The organism is Bradyrhizobium lablabi (assembly GCF_018129385.1).
Classification (GTDB): domain Bacteria; phylum Pseudomonadota; class Alphaproteobacteria; order Rhizobiales; family Xanthobacteraceae; genus Bradyrhizobium; species Bradyrhizobium lablabi_C.
This window is the reverse complement of record NZ_JAFCLN010000008.1, coordinates 121,718-135,975: the sequence shown is the minus strand read 5'-3', so window position 1 is coordinate 135,975 and position 14,258 is coordinate 121,718. Positions and strand designations below refer to the sequence as shown.

General features: G+C 63.7%; 13 protein-coding genes. 5 read left to right on the top strand and 8 right to left on the bottom strand.

The window, feature by feature from the left end; genetic code table 11:
* Positions 1 to 200: 200 nt before the first annotated feature.
* A complete protein-coding gene (locus JQ628_RS17565; protein ID WP_212224065.1) occupies positions 201 to 1,295 on the bottom strand; it encodes a citrate synthase/methylcitrate synthase in 1,095 nt (364 codons plus the stop codon).
* A 74-nt stretch (positions 1,296 to 1,369) separates the two neighbouring features.
* Here JQ628_RS17565 and JQ628_RS17560 point away from each other — a divergent pair, with 74 nt between their 5' ends.
* Positions 1,370 to 2,581 (top strand): citrate synthase family protein, encoded by a 1,212-nt coding sequence (locus tag JQ628_RS17560; protein WP_212224064.1) that lies wholly within the window; start codon positions 1,370 to 1,372, stop codon positions 2,579 to 2,581.
* Here the strand turns inward: JQ628_RS17560 and JQ628_RS17555 are convergent.
* Positions 2,578 to 3,243, bottom strand: coding sequence for a DedA family protein (locus JQ628_RS17555; RefSeq protein WP_212224062.1), 666 nt, complete (start codon positions 3,241 to 3,243; stop codon positions 2,578 to 2,580). The genes JQ628_RS17560 and JQ628_RS17555 overlap by 4 nt on opposite strands.
* 280 nt (positions 3,244 to 3,523) lie before the next feature.
* Here JQ628_RS17555 and cobS point away from each other — a divergent pair, with 280 nt between their 5' ends.
* The 4 genes from cobS to JQ628_RS17535 are packed head-to-tail and all read left to right on the top strand — an operon-like array spanning position 3,524 to position 7,902.
* A complete protein-coding gene (gene cobS, locus JQ628_RS17550; RefSeq protein WP_212224061.1) occupies positions 3,524 to 4,519 on the top strand; it encodes a cobaltochelatase subunit CobS in 996 nt (331 codons plus the stop codon).
* A 3-nt stretch (positions 4,520 to 4,522) separates the two neighbouring features.
* Entirely contained in the window at positions 4,523 to 4,933 is a 411-nt protein-coding gene (locus tag JQ628_RS17545; protein WP_212224060.1) for a GNAT family N-acetyltransferase, read from the top strand.
* Positions 4,930 to 6,828 (top strand): cobaltochelatase subunit CobT, encoded by a 1,899-nt coding sequence (gene cobT, locus JQ628_RS17540; protein WP_212224059.1) that lies wholly within the window; start codon positions 4,930 to 4,932, stop codon positions 6,826 to 6,828. The genes JQ628_RS17545 and cobT overlap by 4 nt, the downstream gene beginning before the upstream one ends.
* A gap of 6 nt (positions 6,829 to 6,834) precedes the next feature.
* Positions 6,835 to 7,902 carry an esterase-like activity of phytase family protein gene (locus JQ628_RS17535; RefSeq protein WP_212224058.1) on the top strand — a complete coding sequence of 356 codons (1,068 nt, stop codon included), beginning with the start codon at positions 6,835 to 6,837 and terminating at the stop codon, positions 7,900 to 7,902.
* Positions 7,903 to 7,975: 73 nt separating this feature from the next.
* On the opposite strand, the gene JQ628_RS17530 is transcribed toward JQ628_RS17535, so the two are convergent.
* From JQ628_RS17530 to JQ628_RS17505, 6 genes are all read right to left on the bottom strand, one after another.
* Positions 7,976 to 9,607: an FG-GAP repeat domain-containing protein gene (locus JQ628_RS17530; RefSeq protein ID WP_212224057.1), complete on the bottom strand. Its 1,632-nt coding sequence runs from the start codon at positions 9,605 to 9,607 to the stop codon at positions 7,976 to 7,978.
* Between the two features lie 357 nt (positions 9,608 to 9,964).
* A complete protein-coding gene (locus JQ628_RS17525) occupies positions 9,965 to 10,891 on the bottom strand; it encodes an MBL fold metallo-hydrolase (protein ID WP_212224056.1) in 927 nt (308 codons plus the stop codon).
* 14 nt (positions 10,892 to 10,905) lie between these two features.
* On the bottom strand, positions 10,906 to 11,829 hold the full coding sequence (gene panE / locus JQ628_RS17520; RefSeq protein WP_212224054.1) for a 2-dehydropantoate 2-reductase: 924 nt from the start codon (positions 11,827 to 11,829) through the stop codon (positions 10,906 to 10,908).
* Between the two features lie 127 nt (positions 11,830 to 11,956).
* On the bottom strand, positions 11,957 to 12,694 hold the full coding sequence (locus tag JQ628_RS17515; RefSeq protein ID WP_212224053.1) for an SDR family oxidoreductase: 738 nt from the start codon (positions 12,692 to 12,694) through the stop codon (positions 11,957 to 11,959).
* A 107-nt stretch (positions 12,695 to 12,801) separates the two neighbouring features.
* Positions 12,802 to 13,386 (bottom strand): 2-hydroxychromene-2-carboxylate isomerase, encoded by a 585-nt coding sequence (locus tag JQ628_RS17510; protein ID WP_212224233.1) that lies wholly within the window; start codon positions 13,384 to 13,386, stop codon positions 12,802 to 12,804.
* A 134-nt stretch (positions 13,387 to 13,520) separates the two neighbouring features.
* Positions 13,521 to 14,111, bottom strand: a complete 591-nt coding sequence (locus JQ628_RS17505; protein ID WP_212224052.1) for a DUF2239 family protein — start codon at positions 14,109 to 14,111, stop codon at positions 13,521 to 13,523.
* Positions 14,112 to 14,258 lie beyond the last annotated feature (147 nt).

Here is a 14,258-nt window from a genome sequence, read left to right as displayed (position 1 = left end):
TGAATAACCGGGAGACCGGTGGAGACAACGCGGACGATCCCGTCAAATGCGCCTGCAACTTCGGCAGAAATGAAAGCGCGAAAGTCGGTAACGAAGTCGCTCCGCGCCGCGATGGTCTCGCGACGCTTCTCCAGCGGGTCGGATCGCTGAAATGCCCGTCGGTCTTCGTCCGTTTGTCCAGCGGCTAGCTTGCGCCAATCCTAATCCGCGGGTCTTGGTCCGACATAGGACGAACTCGGCCGGATCAGGCGGCCGGTGCGGCGCTGCTCCAGCGCGTGCGCGGTCCATCCCGCGGCGCGGGCGACCGCGAAGATCGGGGTAAAAGCCTGGCGCGGGATCTTCAGCGCATCGAGCAGGATGGCGGTGAAGAACTCGACATTGGTTTCCAGCGGCCGGTCGGGATTCTTCCTGCGCAGCGCCGCGCGGATATAGGCCTCGACCTCGCCGGCGAAGGGAAGATCGGCGGCGTCCGTGGCGTATTGCTGGATTGCGGCCTTCAGCACGTCGGCGCGGGGATCGCGCACCCGGTAGACGCGGTGGCCGAATCCCATCAGGCGTTCGCCGCGCGAAAGCGCATCGTCCACCCAGGGCTTGATGCGCTCGCGGGTGCCGATGGCATCGAGCATTTCCAGCACCGGCTCCGGCGCGCCGCCATGCAGCGGGCCGGTCAGCGCGCAATAGCCGGCGGTGACGGCGGCGAACAGGTCGGCCTGGGTCGATGCGACCACGCGCGTCGCAAAAGTCGAGGCGTTCATGCCGTGATCGCTGACGGTGACGAGGTAGCTGTCGAGTGCCGTGACCTCGCGCGGCTCGGGCCGTCGGTCATGCAGCATTCTCAGCGTATCGGCGGCATGACCGAGATTTGGATCCGGCGCGACGGGGTCGTTGCCCCTCGCACGCTGCACCAGGGCGCCGGCGATGACAGGAAAGGCGCCGACGATTGTCGATTCATGCTCGAGCCCGCTTTCCGCGCGCAAACCCGCGACCGCCGCGCGGAAACCGTCGACGACGGACATACCGCGCGTCGCCGGCAACAGGTCGGGCAGCCGGGCGAAGGCGCGCTCGCGGGCGGCACCCAGGCTGGCGCGCACATTGGCTTCGCTGAGCGTCTTTCCCGCCGCAGCGTTCCAGAGACGGGCGGTGACGCCCTCGAAACTCGATTTGCCCACGAGGTTTTTGACGTGCTCGCCCGCGATGATGAGTTCGCCGCGCTCGCCGTCGACATGGCTCAACATGGTCTCGGCGGCAGGCACGCCGTCCAGACCGATCTGGCTTTTGGTCAGTTGGATGTTCATGGCCGGTTTCCTTTCCTTTCCCGGAATGGTCGGCCGACTCGACAGATTGATCAATCTTGATTATGTAAATCAATATGAAAAAATCCGACCCGCTCTACCTGTCGGCCCGCGAGGCCTCGGCTGAACTGGCGATCTCGCCGGCGACGCTCTACGCCTATGTCAGCCGCGGCCTGATCCGATCGGAGCCGTCGCAGGACTCGCGCAGCCATCGCTACCGGGCCGAGGACGTGCGAGGCTTGAAGGAGCGGCGTACGCCGCCGCCGGAGCCGCGCGGCCTGCGCAGTTTCGACGCGGACCTGCCGGTGATGGATTCGGCGATCGCGACCATTACCGAGGAAGGCGCAATCTATCGCGGCGTGAACTGCGTCGATCTGTCGGTAAAGGACACGCTCGAGCACACCGCAACGCTGCTGTGGGACGTCACCAGCGCCGATCCCTTTGCGCCGGACAATTGCCCGGAAATCTCCGACGCGATGCGGACCATCGCGCAAGCGGCACAGCGCGCCGCGCCGATCGATCGCGCCATTGCGGTGCTGGCGCTGGCGGCAAGCGCCGATCCGCGCGCGTTCACCCGCGCGCCTGACGGTCGCGCGATGGTGGGCGGGCGCATCGTGCGGTTGCTGGTTGCGACCATGCTGGGCCGCGCGCCGTCGGCCGAACCGCTGCACCTCCAGATCGCGCAAGGATGGGCGGCGGACAACAAGCATGCGCCCGATCTGATCCGCCGCGCGCTGGTACTGCTAGCCGATCACGAGCTCAATGCCTCGACCTTCACGGTGCGCTGCGCCGCCTCCACCGGGCTCAACCTTTATGATGCCGTCATAGCCGGACTGGCGGCGCTAAAGGGCCCAAAGCATGGCGGCGCCGGCGTGCTGGCCTCGCGGCTGGTGAAGACGCTGGTCGATCACGACGTCGAGCCGGTCATCCGCGAGCGGGTCGCGCTCGGCGAGCGTTTTGCGGGTTTTGGCCATGGCGTCTACAAGCGCGGCGATCCCCGCGCGATCTCGCTATTGAACGAGCTGACCCGTGCCGGTGCGCCGCGGAAATTCACCCGGGAAATCCCCGAAAGAATTGCGGAAGCGACCGGCGAATTCGTCAATATCGACTATGCGCTCGCGGTGCTGGTGCTTGCCCTGCGGATGCCTGCCGGCAGCGAACTCGCGTTGTTCGCGATGGCGCGCAGCGTCGGCTGGATCGCCCATGCCAGCGAGCAATTGCAGCACGGCAAGCTGATCCGCCCGCGGGCGCGCTATGTCGGCCCGGCGCCGGGGCGCGGCAAGAACTAGCGCGGCTTCTTCGGCCTCGGCTCGATCCAGTTGCCTCCGCTACGGCGGCGGATGATCCAGACCACGAAGCCAACAAGCAGCGCGCCGCCGATGACGGCCGATATCCAGAGGCGCTTGCCGCCGTGTTCGTGATGCAGAAAGCCGCCATACCGGTGCAGCGCCTCGACCGCGAATACGCCGGGCAGGATGTGGGCGAGCGCCCAGAGAACAATCGCAGGGATGTTGACGGCGTAGAAGCGCGGCGGCGGCATGCCGAGCGCGCCTGCGGTGATCGGCACGAAGGCGCGAATCGGGGCGATGAACCGTGCGAAGAACACGGCGAGCGGACCCCAGCGGTTGAAGAATGTCTCGCTCTGTTCGATCACGTGCGGATAATTGGCGAGCGGCCAGGTGCCGAGGATCTCGCGCTGGCGGCGATGGCCGGCCCAGTAGGCCGAGCCGTCGCCGAGCACGGCGCCTGCAATCGCAGCGGCCAATACAGGCGCAAGATGCAGTTCCCCGCCGGGGATCAGCGCGCTCATCGCCAGGATCACGGTCGTGCCGGGCACTACCGAGCCTACCACCGGAACCGCCTCCAGCAGCGCGGCCAGGAACAGCGTCAGATAGGCAAGCCAGGCATGGGCCGAGACGAAGGTAATGAACGAGTTGAGAAGGTCGGTCACAGATTTCCTGTTTTGCCCGCGGGCCCGGCACGCAGACCTAACAACTGGCGGGCGGGCTTGAAAGGTCCGCTCCGGGCAGATCAGGCAAAAGTGCGGCGTGATTCGCAGGGCAGCCTTTCAAAAACCGGGTTCGGTTCCTATCTCAATGATAACGCAGCGGAACTTTGATTGAGCGGCGGGCTTCTGCCGGCCCTTGCACTCTGCTAGGCTTGTTCCAGCCCCCATCCGCAGCCATTCAGCAAATCTGGTTTCGGAAAATGTCCGAGGCCTCGGAGGATTGATGACGACCGCCGCCATGAACAAAGAAGAAATCGTCGGCTTGCCCGACATGAAAGTGTCGGTGCGGCAGGTGTTCGGCATCGACAGCGATCTGGAAGTGCCGGCCTATTCCGAAGTCGACCCGCACGTACCGGAAGTTGACGCCGATTATCGCTTCGACCGCGCCACCACGCTCGCGATCCTCGCCGGTTTTGCCAAGAACCGCCGCGTGATGGTCACCGGCTATCACGGCACCGGCAAGTCGACGCATATCGAGCAGGTCGCCGCGCGGCTGAACTGGCCCTGCGTGCGCGTCAACCTCGACAGCCATATCAGCCGTATCGATCTGGTCGGCAAGGATTCGATCGTGATCAAGGACGGCAAGCAGGTCACCGAATTCCGCGACGGCATCCTGCCCTGGGCGCTACAGCACAATATCGCACTGGTGTTCGACGAATATGACGCCGGCCGTCCCGACGTGATGTTCGTGATCCAGCGCGTACTGGAAGTCTCCGGCCGCCTGACGCTCCTGGACCAGAACAAGGTGATCAAGCCGCACCCGGCCTTCCGCCTGTTCTCGACCGCCAACACGGTCGGCCTCGGCGACACCTCCGGCCTCTATCACGGCACCCAGCAGATCAACCAGGGCCAGATGGACCGCTGGTCGATCGTCACGACGCTGAACTATCTGGCGCATGACGAGGAAGTCGAGATCGTGCTGGCGAAGGCGCATCACTACCGCACGCAAGAGGGCCGCGATATCGTCAACAAGATGGTGCGTTTGGCCGATCTGACGCGTAACGCCTTTGCCAACGGCGATCTGTCGACCGTGATGAGCCCGCGCACGGTGATCACCTGGGCGGAAAACTCCGAAATCTTCGGCGACATCGGCTTTGCGTTCCGCGTCACCTTCCTCAACAAGTGCGACGAGTTGGAGCGGCCGCTGGTGGCCGAATTCTACCAACGCTGCTTCAACCAGGAGCTCGCCGAATCCTCGGTGAACGTGGCGCTGAGCTGACCGATGCCCTCCATCGCCGTCGAGCGCACCATTGGGACGACCAAGAAGGCGGTGCTCGGCGGGCTGATCGGCTACAACACCGAGAAGATGGGGAAGCAGAAGTACAAGCGCTTTGCCATCTCCCTGCGCGAGCGCGGCAAGATCGTCGGCGGGATCGTGGGCGAGGTCTGGACCACGGTACTGTTCATCCAGTTCTTCTGGATGGAGCAAAAATACCGCGGCAAGGATTTCGGGACGAAGCTGATCAGGGCGATCGAGGACGAGGCGAAAAAGTTCGGAGCGACGCGTTCTTATCTCGACACGATGAGCTTTCAGGCGCCCGGCTTCTATCGCTCCTGCGGCTACAAAGAGTTCGGTTCGATCGAAGGCTATCCTGACGGCGTGACGCGCCACTGGTTCACGAAAGCGCTATGAGCAGCATATCCAATTCCAAATTCCGCAGTTCCAAGGAAGCGCCGACCGAGCCGTTCAAGCGCGCGGTGACTTCCTGCCTGAAGGCGATCGCCAAGACGCCGGAGCTGGAAGTCAGCTTCGCCGCCGAACGCCCGGGCCTGGCGCCCGGCAAGGCGCGATTGCCGGAGCCAGCGCGCAAGATGACCAAGCGGGATGCCGCGATCGTGCGCGGCCATGCCGACTCCATTGCGCTGAAGCTGGCCTGTCATGATCCAAAGGTGCATCGCAAGCTGATGCCGGGCAATCCGCAGGCGCGCGGCGTGTTCGAGGCGGTGGAGCAGGCGCGGGTGGAGGCGATCGGCGCGCGGCGAATGGCCGGCGTTGCCAAAAATCTCACCGCGATGCTCGACGATCATTTTCACCGCGGCAAGTATGACGAGATCACCGACCGCGCCGACGCGCCGCTGTCGGATGCGCTCGCCATGCTGGTGCGCGAGCGGCTCACTGGTCTGGCGCCCCCCGCAGCGGCCAAGAAGATGGTCGATCTCTGGCGCCCGGTGCTGGAGGACAAGATCGGCACCCGGCTCGACAAGCTCTCCAGGGTCACCGAGGATCAGGCCAAGTTCGGCGACCTCGTGCATGACCTCTTGTCCGCGCTCGATCTCGGTGACGACCGCAATGCCGAGATGGACGATGACGACGATCAGGACGAGAACAGCGACGGCGAGAACGACCAGTCCGGCGCCGAAGGTTCGCCCGATTCCGACGCCGCGCAGGAGATGAGCGCCGACCAGGCGCAAGCGACCACCGAAGAAATGTCCGACAGCGCGATGGAAAGCGCGCAGGCCTCCACGAGCGATACGTTCGACGACGGCGAACTCGGCGACGACGAGACGCCGGGCGAGGCGACGCGGCCGAATACGCACGGACGCAACGAGCCGCGCGGGCCGGAATACCATGCCTTCGCGCCGAAGTTCGACGAGGTGATCGCGGCCGAAGATCTCTGCGACCATGACGAGCTGGAGCGGTTGCGTTCCTATCTCGACAAGCAGCTCGCGCATCTACAGGGTATCGTGGCGCGGCTCGCCAACCGGCTTCAGCGCCGCCTGATGGCCCAGCAGAACCGCGCCTGGGAGTTCGATCTCGAAGAGGGCATTTTGGACCCGGCGCGGCTGTCGCGCGTGGTCACCGATCCCTATCACCCGCTGTCCTTCATGCATGAGAAGGAGGCGACCTTCCGCGATACCGTGGTGACGCTGCTGCTCGATAATTCCGGCTCGATGCGCGGCCGTCCCATCACGGTGGCGGCGACCTGCGCCGACATTCTGGCGCGCACGCTGGAGCGTTGCGGCGTCAAGGTGGAAATTTTGGGCTTCACCACGCGCGCCTGGAAGGGCGGGCAGTCGCGCGAGGCGTGGCTCGCCGCGGGCAAGCCGGCCAATCCGGGACGGCTCAACGATTTGCGCCATATCATCTACAAGTCGGCAGATGCGCCGTGGCGGCGTGCGCGCAAAAATCTCGGGCTGATGATGCGCGAGGGGCTCCTGAAGGAGAATATCGACGGCGAGGCGCTGGACTGGGCGCACAAGCGCCTGCTCGGCCGGCCCGAGCAGCGCCGCATCCTGATGATGATTTCGGACGGTGCACCGGTGGATGACTCCACGCTGTCGGTCAATCCCGGCAATTATCTCGAGCGGCACTTGCGCCACATCATCGAGGAGATCGAGACCCGCTCGCCGGTCGAGCTGATCGCGATCGGCATCGGCCACGACGTGACGCGTTACTACCGCCGCGCGGTGACGATCGTGGACGCCGAAGAGCTCGGCGGCGCCATCACGGAAAAGCTCGCGGAACTGTTCAGCGAGACTCACGGCCCGGCGCCTGCCGCCGGGCGGCCGCGGCGATTGCATTCGTAAAGGAACATGCGCGCGCAGGTTACCCGCCGCGGCTTCCTGAAATCGACGGCGGGGCTTTCGGCTGCGGCGCTGCCTGCGGTCGCATCGGCGCAGACGGCGCTGGAGCGGCCGCCCAAACAGCCGAAGCCGGACGAGTTCTCCGTCACTGCGCCGGTTTCGATCGAAGTCCATGCAAGGCCGATTCCCTCGTTCGACAACCGCGAACGGTCGCGCACGCGATTCGGTTCGCTGGAATATCGCAGCGGGTTGATCCTGACTTCTTCCTTCCGCGGTTTTGGCGGGCTGTCGGGCCTGCGGCTCGACGCCAAGGGCGAGCGCTTCATCGCGATCAGCGACAAGGCCGGCTGGTTCACCGGCCGCATCCGATATCGCGGGCGGGAAATGATCGGCCTCGACGACGTCGAGGCCTCGCCGATCCTCGGGCCAGACGGCAAGCCGATCACCGCGCAGGGCTGGTTCGACACCGAGTCGCTCGCGCTCGACGGCTCGCTGGTTTATGTCGGCCTGGAGCGCGTCAATCAGCTCCTGCGCTTCGATTTTTCAAAAGGTTTTACGCGCTCGCTCGGCGAAGTGGTGCCGCTGCCGGCCGCGGCGAAGAAGCTGCCGTATAACAAGGGACTGGAAGCCCTCGTGATGGTGCCGAAGGGCCAGCCGCTCGCGGGCACGCTGATCGCGATCTCCGAACGCGGGCTCGATGCGCAGGGCAACATTCTGGGCTTTCTGATCGGCGGCAAGACGCCGGGTCAATTCAGCCTGCGCCGCACCGACAAATTCGATGTGAGCGACGCAGCGCTGCTCTCATCCGGCGAGCTGCTGGTGCTGGAGCGGAAGTTCTCCTTTATCGGCGGCGTCGGCATCCGAATCCGCAGCATCCCCATCAGATCGGTGGCGCCGGGCGCGGTCGTCGATGGTCCCGTGATCTTCCTCGCCGATCTCGGCAACGAGGTCGACAACATGGAGGGGATCGATTCGCACGTGACGCCGGAAGGCGAAACCGTCATCACCATGGTTTCCGACGACAACTTTTCCATGATCCAGCGCAACCTGCTGCTACAGTTCACGCTGGTGGAATGAGATCGACGACCCCTTCCTGCTGATTGAGCTGCTTCAAATCCGGGGCTGTCTAAAGTCTGGCTGTGTTAAGCGTCTAGGCGATGATGTGCCAGTTCGCAGGAATCACGCCAAGGGAATTGGCGTGCAAAACAGTGCCGTCATTCATGTCCCAGATTTGCGCGGCGCTGGCGGTCTCGTTGCGCCACAGCAGGTCGCTCTTGCCGTCGCCGTTGTAGTCGCCGGTGCCTTCGAGCTGCCAGTTGGCCGGTATCACGCCCAGCGAATTGGTGTGCAGGATAGCGCCGTCGTTCATGTCCCATATCTGCGTGGTGCCGGCGCCGTTGCGCCAGACGATGTCGCTCATGTTGTCGCCGTTGAAGTCGCCGACCCCGAGGATGTGCCAGTTCGACGGTATGACGCCGAGCGAATTGGCGTGCAGGATGGCGCCATCATTCATGTCCCAGATCTGCGCAGTGCCGGCCGCCTCGTTGCGCCACAACAGGTCGCTGTTGCCGTCGCCGTTGAAATCGCCGGTGCCGGCCAGCGTCCATGTCGACGGCACCGTCCCCAATGTATTGGAGTGGTCGATGACGCCGTCGTTCATGGCCCAGATCGAGGTGGCGCCGGCATCGTTGCGCCAGACGATGTCGCTCATGCCGTCGCCGTTGAAGTCACCAACTCCGAGTGCATGCCAGTTCGACGGGATGATGCCCAGCGAATTGGCGTGGAGAATGGCCCCGTCATTCATGTCCCAGATCTGGGCTGTGCCGGCGGCCTCGTTGCGCCACAACAAATCGCTCATGCCGTCGCCGTTGAAGTCGCCGGTGCCGGCGAGCGTCCAGGCGGCCGGCATCGTGCCGAGCGAGCTGCTGTGAAGAATGGTGGCGTCGTTCATGGCCCAGATCGACGTGGCGCCGGCGTCGTTGCGCCAGACGATGTCGCTGTTGCCGTCGCCGTTGAAGTCGTGGCGCGTTTCGGTGCCCGCGGTCGGAGCGAGCATCGGCACGCCAATGTCTTTCAGGATAGCGAGGTCGAGCGCGCTAACTCCCGGGCCGTTGCCGAGAAACCCGATGACCCCGTTCATCAGGTCACCTAGCAGATCGGAGCCGGGTTGCCCCGCGCTGTTGCCGACGTGATAGAGATTTCCGATTGTCAGGGGGACCGCTCCCCCATAGACGGCTTCGGCCGCGGGTCCGGTGAAATAGGGCACGCCGTTTATTACGGTGACATACGTATCGAATGTCGAATAATCATTCTGTGTCGGCAAGCCCGTAGACCAGTTGAGAAATCCATTAAATCCGAAGGCATGCCCGAGTTCGTGTTCGAAGGCCTCGACCGCATTGAGTTTGTTGGCTGGAACGACCGAGTTGGGCGAGGGGTTGGGATCGAACCAGAGCCACTGATTGATGTAATCCGGATCGACGTTGATGATAACGTCTGCAGCAGCGCCGTTCGGGTCCTGGCCAGTTATCATCTCGGAGATCGTTCCGAAACGCCAGTAATCCAACCCGTTGCTGCTGGAGAGGAAAGTAGAGGTGGCCGCAGTGCCGTTGGCCGTATCGCTTGGCGTCTGGGCAATATTGACCTGAACTTCGATGGAGGCGTTGCTATTGATGGACGAGGCCCAAACAAAGCCGGCGTAAATCACATCCGTTTGTATCAGCGACGTATAGGCGCCATAAGCACCGGTCGTGTCGGTGACGGATACAGTAAAGCTTAGTGACATATCTCTTCCCCCCGAGGGTACGGCGGCCCAGCCACGTTGGTGACTTTCCAGATATCGGTATCCATCGCAGACTGATTGAACCAGAACTCGTGAAGATCCCGCCTGGCCCCACGGAGCGACGCATCCTCACTTTCTGAATATCGAGTGAGTAACGCACGATATTTTGGATCACCTGTGCAGGCAAGCCCTGTAGGATCCGGCGCGCCGTGCCGTCCACGTACTGCTGTCAGCGACCGCGCAAGCTCTCTCAGCCCTACACGTTCCGCCAAATCCCGCACGATCCCCACTTGGCCTGCTGGAGCCTTGGACGTCCGTTTTCAAGGTAAAGCGGACGTGGCAGATTTATGAATACTCGCCCTAGCCTGGCCGATACGCGCCGTTCTCGTCGATCTGCACGCTGCCGTCGGCCAGCATCTCTTCAAGGTGGCGCGAGATCGAGCGCGTCTCGGCATCGACCACCCAATAGTCCTGATGGCCGGGCGGATAGAGCAGCCGGCACTCGACCAGTTGCTCCAGCGTTTTCGGCGAGGCGCGCAGCAATTCCAGCAATCGTTGTTCGCGGGTGTCGAGCACCTTTGTGTAGGCGGCAAGGTCACGCAGAAAATGTTCGCGGTCGGTGTAGACGCCGCGGTGGTGCGAGGTGATCCACACCTTGGCCGGAATATTTGCAACGCGCTTCAATGTCTCGCGAAAATCGGCGAGGCTGGAGGAGGCATCGCCGTAATAGGGGCCGAAGCCGGAGAGGTCGATATCGCCGATGAAGGCAACGCCCTCGGGCTCCACCAGCAGCACGCTGTGGCCGGCGGTATGGCCGGGCGCGTGGATCGCGCGCACGCGCGTCTCGCCAAGCTCCCACACTGCGCCGTCGGCATAGCCGATCGCGTCCGGCCGCGGCGCATAGAAGAATTTGCGCTGAAAACTTTGCAGCATCGCGTCGACATAGCTGTCGTCGCTGCCATAGGCGGCGACGAGGCCGGGCCAGCTCTGCGCGGCCGGCAGATCGGCGACATGCACATGCACGGGCGCCTTCGGCAGAAGATGCAGCCCCGCCATGTGATCTTCGTGCACATGGCCGAGGATCACCAGATCGCTGGTTTCGAACTGCTCTCCGATATAGTTGGCGACGATCGGCGTATCGAAGGCGGCCTGCGCATCGGTGCCGCGCACGATCACCTGGTTGGCATCGGGATATTTTCCGTTCTTGTCGCCGAAGAACACCGTGACGCGGCCGAAATCGGCCCGCGGAATCGTGCGGTGCTGGGCTTCTGTCACGTTGATATTCATTCAAAAATTCCGGATTAGCCCACGCGCTGTTTTTCGTAAGCTTTCAGGTGAGTATACGCCGTCCTGAGCTTCGGTACCGGAATTTTTGCTGCATCCGCCCGGGCAACGAGATCGCCGATCACGTGGTCGGCTTCGACCGGAAAACCGCCCTTGACGTCGCGGAACATCGAGGCGGTCAGCGGGGAACCTTCAGTCGTGAGCAGGCCGCGGGTGCGCTGGAAGAACGGGCCGCCCGGCGCGTAGCCTTCGGCCGAGGCGACCGCGCTGCATTCGTCGAGCATGCCGAGCAGGAAATCCTTGCCGCCGGGCACCGCCAGAATGTTGCCGACGGAGGTTCGCATCAGGCAGGTCGAGGCCGCGAGCGAGGCGAGGAAGACCCACTTCTCCCACATGTCCTGCATCACGTTCTCGCTCGGCGCGCCGTTGAAATTGCCCTTGGCGACGACGTCGGCGATCTTCCTGACGCGGTCCGACATGCCGCCGGCGCGCTCGCCAAAGCCGAGCGACTGCATCGGCGCAAGCTGCACCACCTCGCGCTTCTCGTTCAACGTCGCCGCGATGGCGCAGAGGCCGCCAAGCACGCGCTCGCGCCCGAATTTTTTGTCGAGCACGTCGAGATGCAGCATGCCGTTGAGCAGCGGGATGATCGAGGTGTCAGGTCCGACCGCGGGCGCAAACGATTTGATGGCATCGTCGAGGTCGAACGCCTTGCAGCTCAGCAGCACCACATCGAATTTTTCGTTGAGCTTGTCGGCCTGCACGGTCGGCGGGTTCTTCAGCGTGACGTCGCCGCCCGGGCTCTTGATGACGAGGCCGTCCCTGGCGAGCTCGGAAGTGCGCTTCGGCCGCACCAGAAAGGTGATGTCCTGGCCGGCCTGTAGCAGCCGTCCGCCAAAGTAACCGCCGATGGCGCCGGCGCCGACCACGAGAGTGCGCATATCCAAGTCTCCGAATTTGCTCTTCGTCATGCCCGGGCTTGTCCCGGGCATCCGCGTTCTTGTTGGGATAGAAAGTAAGACGTGGACGGCCGGGTCAAGCCCGGCCATGACGCATGAACGGTATGCATCACCATTTCTCGCCGAACGGCCTGATCTCCAATTCGAATGTCCAGGCGCTGCGCGGCTGCTGGTAGAGTTGCCAGTAGGATGCTGCGACCGAGGCCGGCGGCATCAGCAAGTCCGGATTGTCGAGCGCTTCCTTGCCCCAGATCTGGGCGCGGCGCTCGCGTACCCAAGCGGTGTCGACGCCGGAATCGATGATGAGATGGGCAACGTGGATGTTCTTCGGGCCGAGCTCGCGCGCCATCGCCTGCGCCACCGCGCGCAGGCCGAACTTGGCGCTGGCAAAGGCGGCATAGCCGCTGCCGCCGCGCAGCGAAGCGGTCGCGCCGGTGAAGAAGATATTGCCCTGGCCGCGCGGCACCATCAGCCGCGCGGATTCGCGGCCCGCGACAAAGCCGGCCCAGCACGCCATCTCCCACACTTTTCGGAAGACGCGGTCGGTGGTTTCCAGGATCGGGAAATTGACGTTGGCGCCGACATTGAAGATGCAGACTTCCAGCGGCGCGTGCTTGTCGGCGTCGTTGAGGAAGGCGGTGGTTTCCTCCTCATTGCGCGCATCGAGCGAGCGGCCGAAAATGGTACCGCCGGCGGCTTCCACTTCCTTCACCAGCGGTTCGAGCTTTTCGCCGTTGCGGCGGCCGGCGAACACGGTAAAGCCTTCGGCTGCGAATTTCTTGGCGATCTCGGCGCCGATGTAATCGCCGGCCCCGATCACGGCGCAGGTGGCGTTTCGTTTTTGCATGTGGCTCTCCGAATTCCGTCATTGCGAGCGAAGCGAAGCAATCCACGTCTCCGCACGGGGATAGATGGATTGCTTCGTCGCTTCGCTCCTCGCAATGACGGTAGTGATTATCCGCCCGACACCATCTCCTCGACTTCGCGGAGCTGTTCCTTGCCGAAGAACATCTCGTTGCCGACAAAGAAGGTCGGCGAGCCGAACGCGCCGCGCGCGACGGCGAATTGGGTGTTCTCGATCAGCCGGGCCTTGACCTCGGGCTCCTGCGCGCGGGCGAGCAGTTTTGCAGCATCGAGGCCGGAATCGGAAAGCGCCTTCGCCGCGACCGCCGGATCGTCCATCTTCTTCGGCTCGACCCACATGTGGTGGAAGGCGGCCTCGACATATTTTTCGAACACGCCCTCCAATTGCGCGGCGACCGCCGCGCGCATCAGGTTGAGCGTGTTGACCGGGAAGAACGGGTTCCAGGTGTAGGGCTTTACGCCAAAGCGCTTGACGAACCGCTCGGTTTCCAGCGCGTGGAATTCGGGCTTGTTCTTGACGCCGGCGAGCGTCTCGGCCGGCGATTTGTTGTTGGTGGCTTTGAAAATGCCGCCGAGCAGGATCGGTATGTATTCGAACTTCACGCCGGTGCGCTTTTCGATCGCCGGGATCGCCTCATGGCTGAGGAACGCGTTCGGGCTGCCGAAATCGAACATGAATTGCGGATTTTGGCTCACGGCATCCTCCCGGCATTTTCTTATATGATCCCTATCATTCCTAGCGGGTCGGGGACGCGGGATCAACAGACGGGCGGAATGAGGGTGTCATTCCGCCCCGTCCTTTTGGGAGGTTACGCTCGCTGGCCGGCCTGGTCGCTATAGGCGAGCTTGACGATATGATCGCGGACGTCCACGGGCCAGTCGGCGACCAGGCCGGCAAAGCGCCGCAGGTCATCAGCGAACAAAGCGCGCGAAGCCTCCTCGAAGTTGGCGAAGTTGCCGGCCATCGCGGACATGAAGTGGTAGGCCGCATCGCGCGCGGCGCGCAGCCGGTCGCGGTCGCCGCTGACGCGGCGGGCCTCGTCCACGAGCTTGCGCAGGGCCACCGACGCGCCGCCCGGCTGGGCGTTGAGCCATTCCCAGTGCCGCGGCAACAGCGTTACCTCGCGCGCCACCACGCCGAGCTTCGGACGGCCGCGGCCGCGCGGTTCGGTGGGGTCGGCCTCGGGCGCAGGCGTTGCAGGTGCGGTGCGCGGCAGCCTTGCGATGATCTCGTCATCGCTGCCGCGCAGGTCGAGATCGAGCGAGCGGCCGCTCGCATCGTTGAAGATGAGGACCGGCTCGGCCCGGCGGCCGGCACGCTTGATGGCGAGGGCAACCTCGGCGAGCGACCCCGTAACGAGGCGACGCTCGCCTTCGAAGGCGGTAAAGCTTTGAGTCATTTTGCGTTTCCGAAAGGGCCACATGGGGTATTTATACCCGGGTATATTCATGGAGTCAATATTACCCGGATAATAAATTGTCGAGATGGTCCGCCGACCCGCCTCCACGTCGCAAAACCCGCCGAGGCCTGATACGGGAGCACCGTA

Excerpts from the sequence above, each read along its gene's own strand:
- JQ628_RS17535 (WP_212224058.1), top strand. The coding sequence starts at position 6,835 with ATGCGCGCGCAGGTTACCCGCCGCGGCTTCCTGAAATCGACGGCGGGG.
- JQ628_RS17510 (WP_212224233.1), bottom strand. The coding sequence starts at position 13,386 with ATGTTCGATTTCGGCAGCCCGAACGCGTTCCTCAGCCATGAGGCGATC.
- JQ628_RS17530 (WP_212224057.1), bottom strand. The coding sequence starts at position 9,607 with ATGTCACTAAGCTTTACTGTATCCGTCACCGACACGACCGGTGCTTAT.
- JQ628_RS17565 (WP_212224065.1), bottom strand. The coding sequence starts at position 1,295 with ATGAACATCCAACTGACCAAAAGCCAGATCGGTCTGGACGGCGTGCCT.
- JQ628_RS17505 (WP_212224052.1), bottom strand. The coding sequence starts at position 14,111 with ATGACTCAAAGCTTTACCGCCTTCGAAGGCGAGCGTCGCCTCGTTACG.
- panE (WP_212224054.1), bottom strand. The coding sequence starts at position 11,829 with ATGCGCACTCTCGTGGTCGGCGCCGGCGCCATCGGCGGTTACTTTGGC.
- JQ628_RS17525 (WP_212224056.1), bottom strand. The coding sequence starts at position 10,891 with ATGAATATCAACGTGACAGAAGCCCAGCACCGCACGATTCCGCGGGCC.
- cobT (WP_212224059.1), top strand. The coding sequence starts at position 4,930 with ATGAGCAGCATATCCAATTCCAAATTCCGCAGTTCCAAGGAAGCGCCG.
- JQ628_RS17515 (WP_212224053.1), bottom strand. The coding sequence starts at position 12,694 with ATGCAAAAACGAAACGCCACCTGCGCCGTGATCGGGGCCGGCGATTAC.
- JQ628_RS17560 (WP_212224064.1), top strand. The coding sequence starts at position 1,370 with ATGAAAAAATCCGACCCGCTCTACCTGTCGGCCCGCGAGGCCTCGGCT.
- JQ628_RS17545 (WP_212224060.1), top strand. The coding sequence starts at position 4,523 with ATGCCCTCCATCGCCGTCGAGCGCACCATTGGGACGACCAAGAAGGCG.
- cobS (WP_212224061.1), top strand. The coding sequence starts at position 3,524 with ATGACGACCGCCGCCATGAACAAAGAAGAAATCGTCGGCTTGCCCGAC.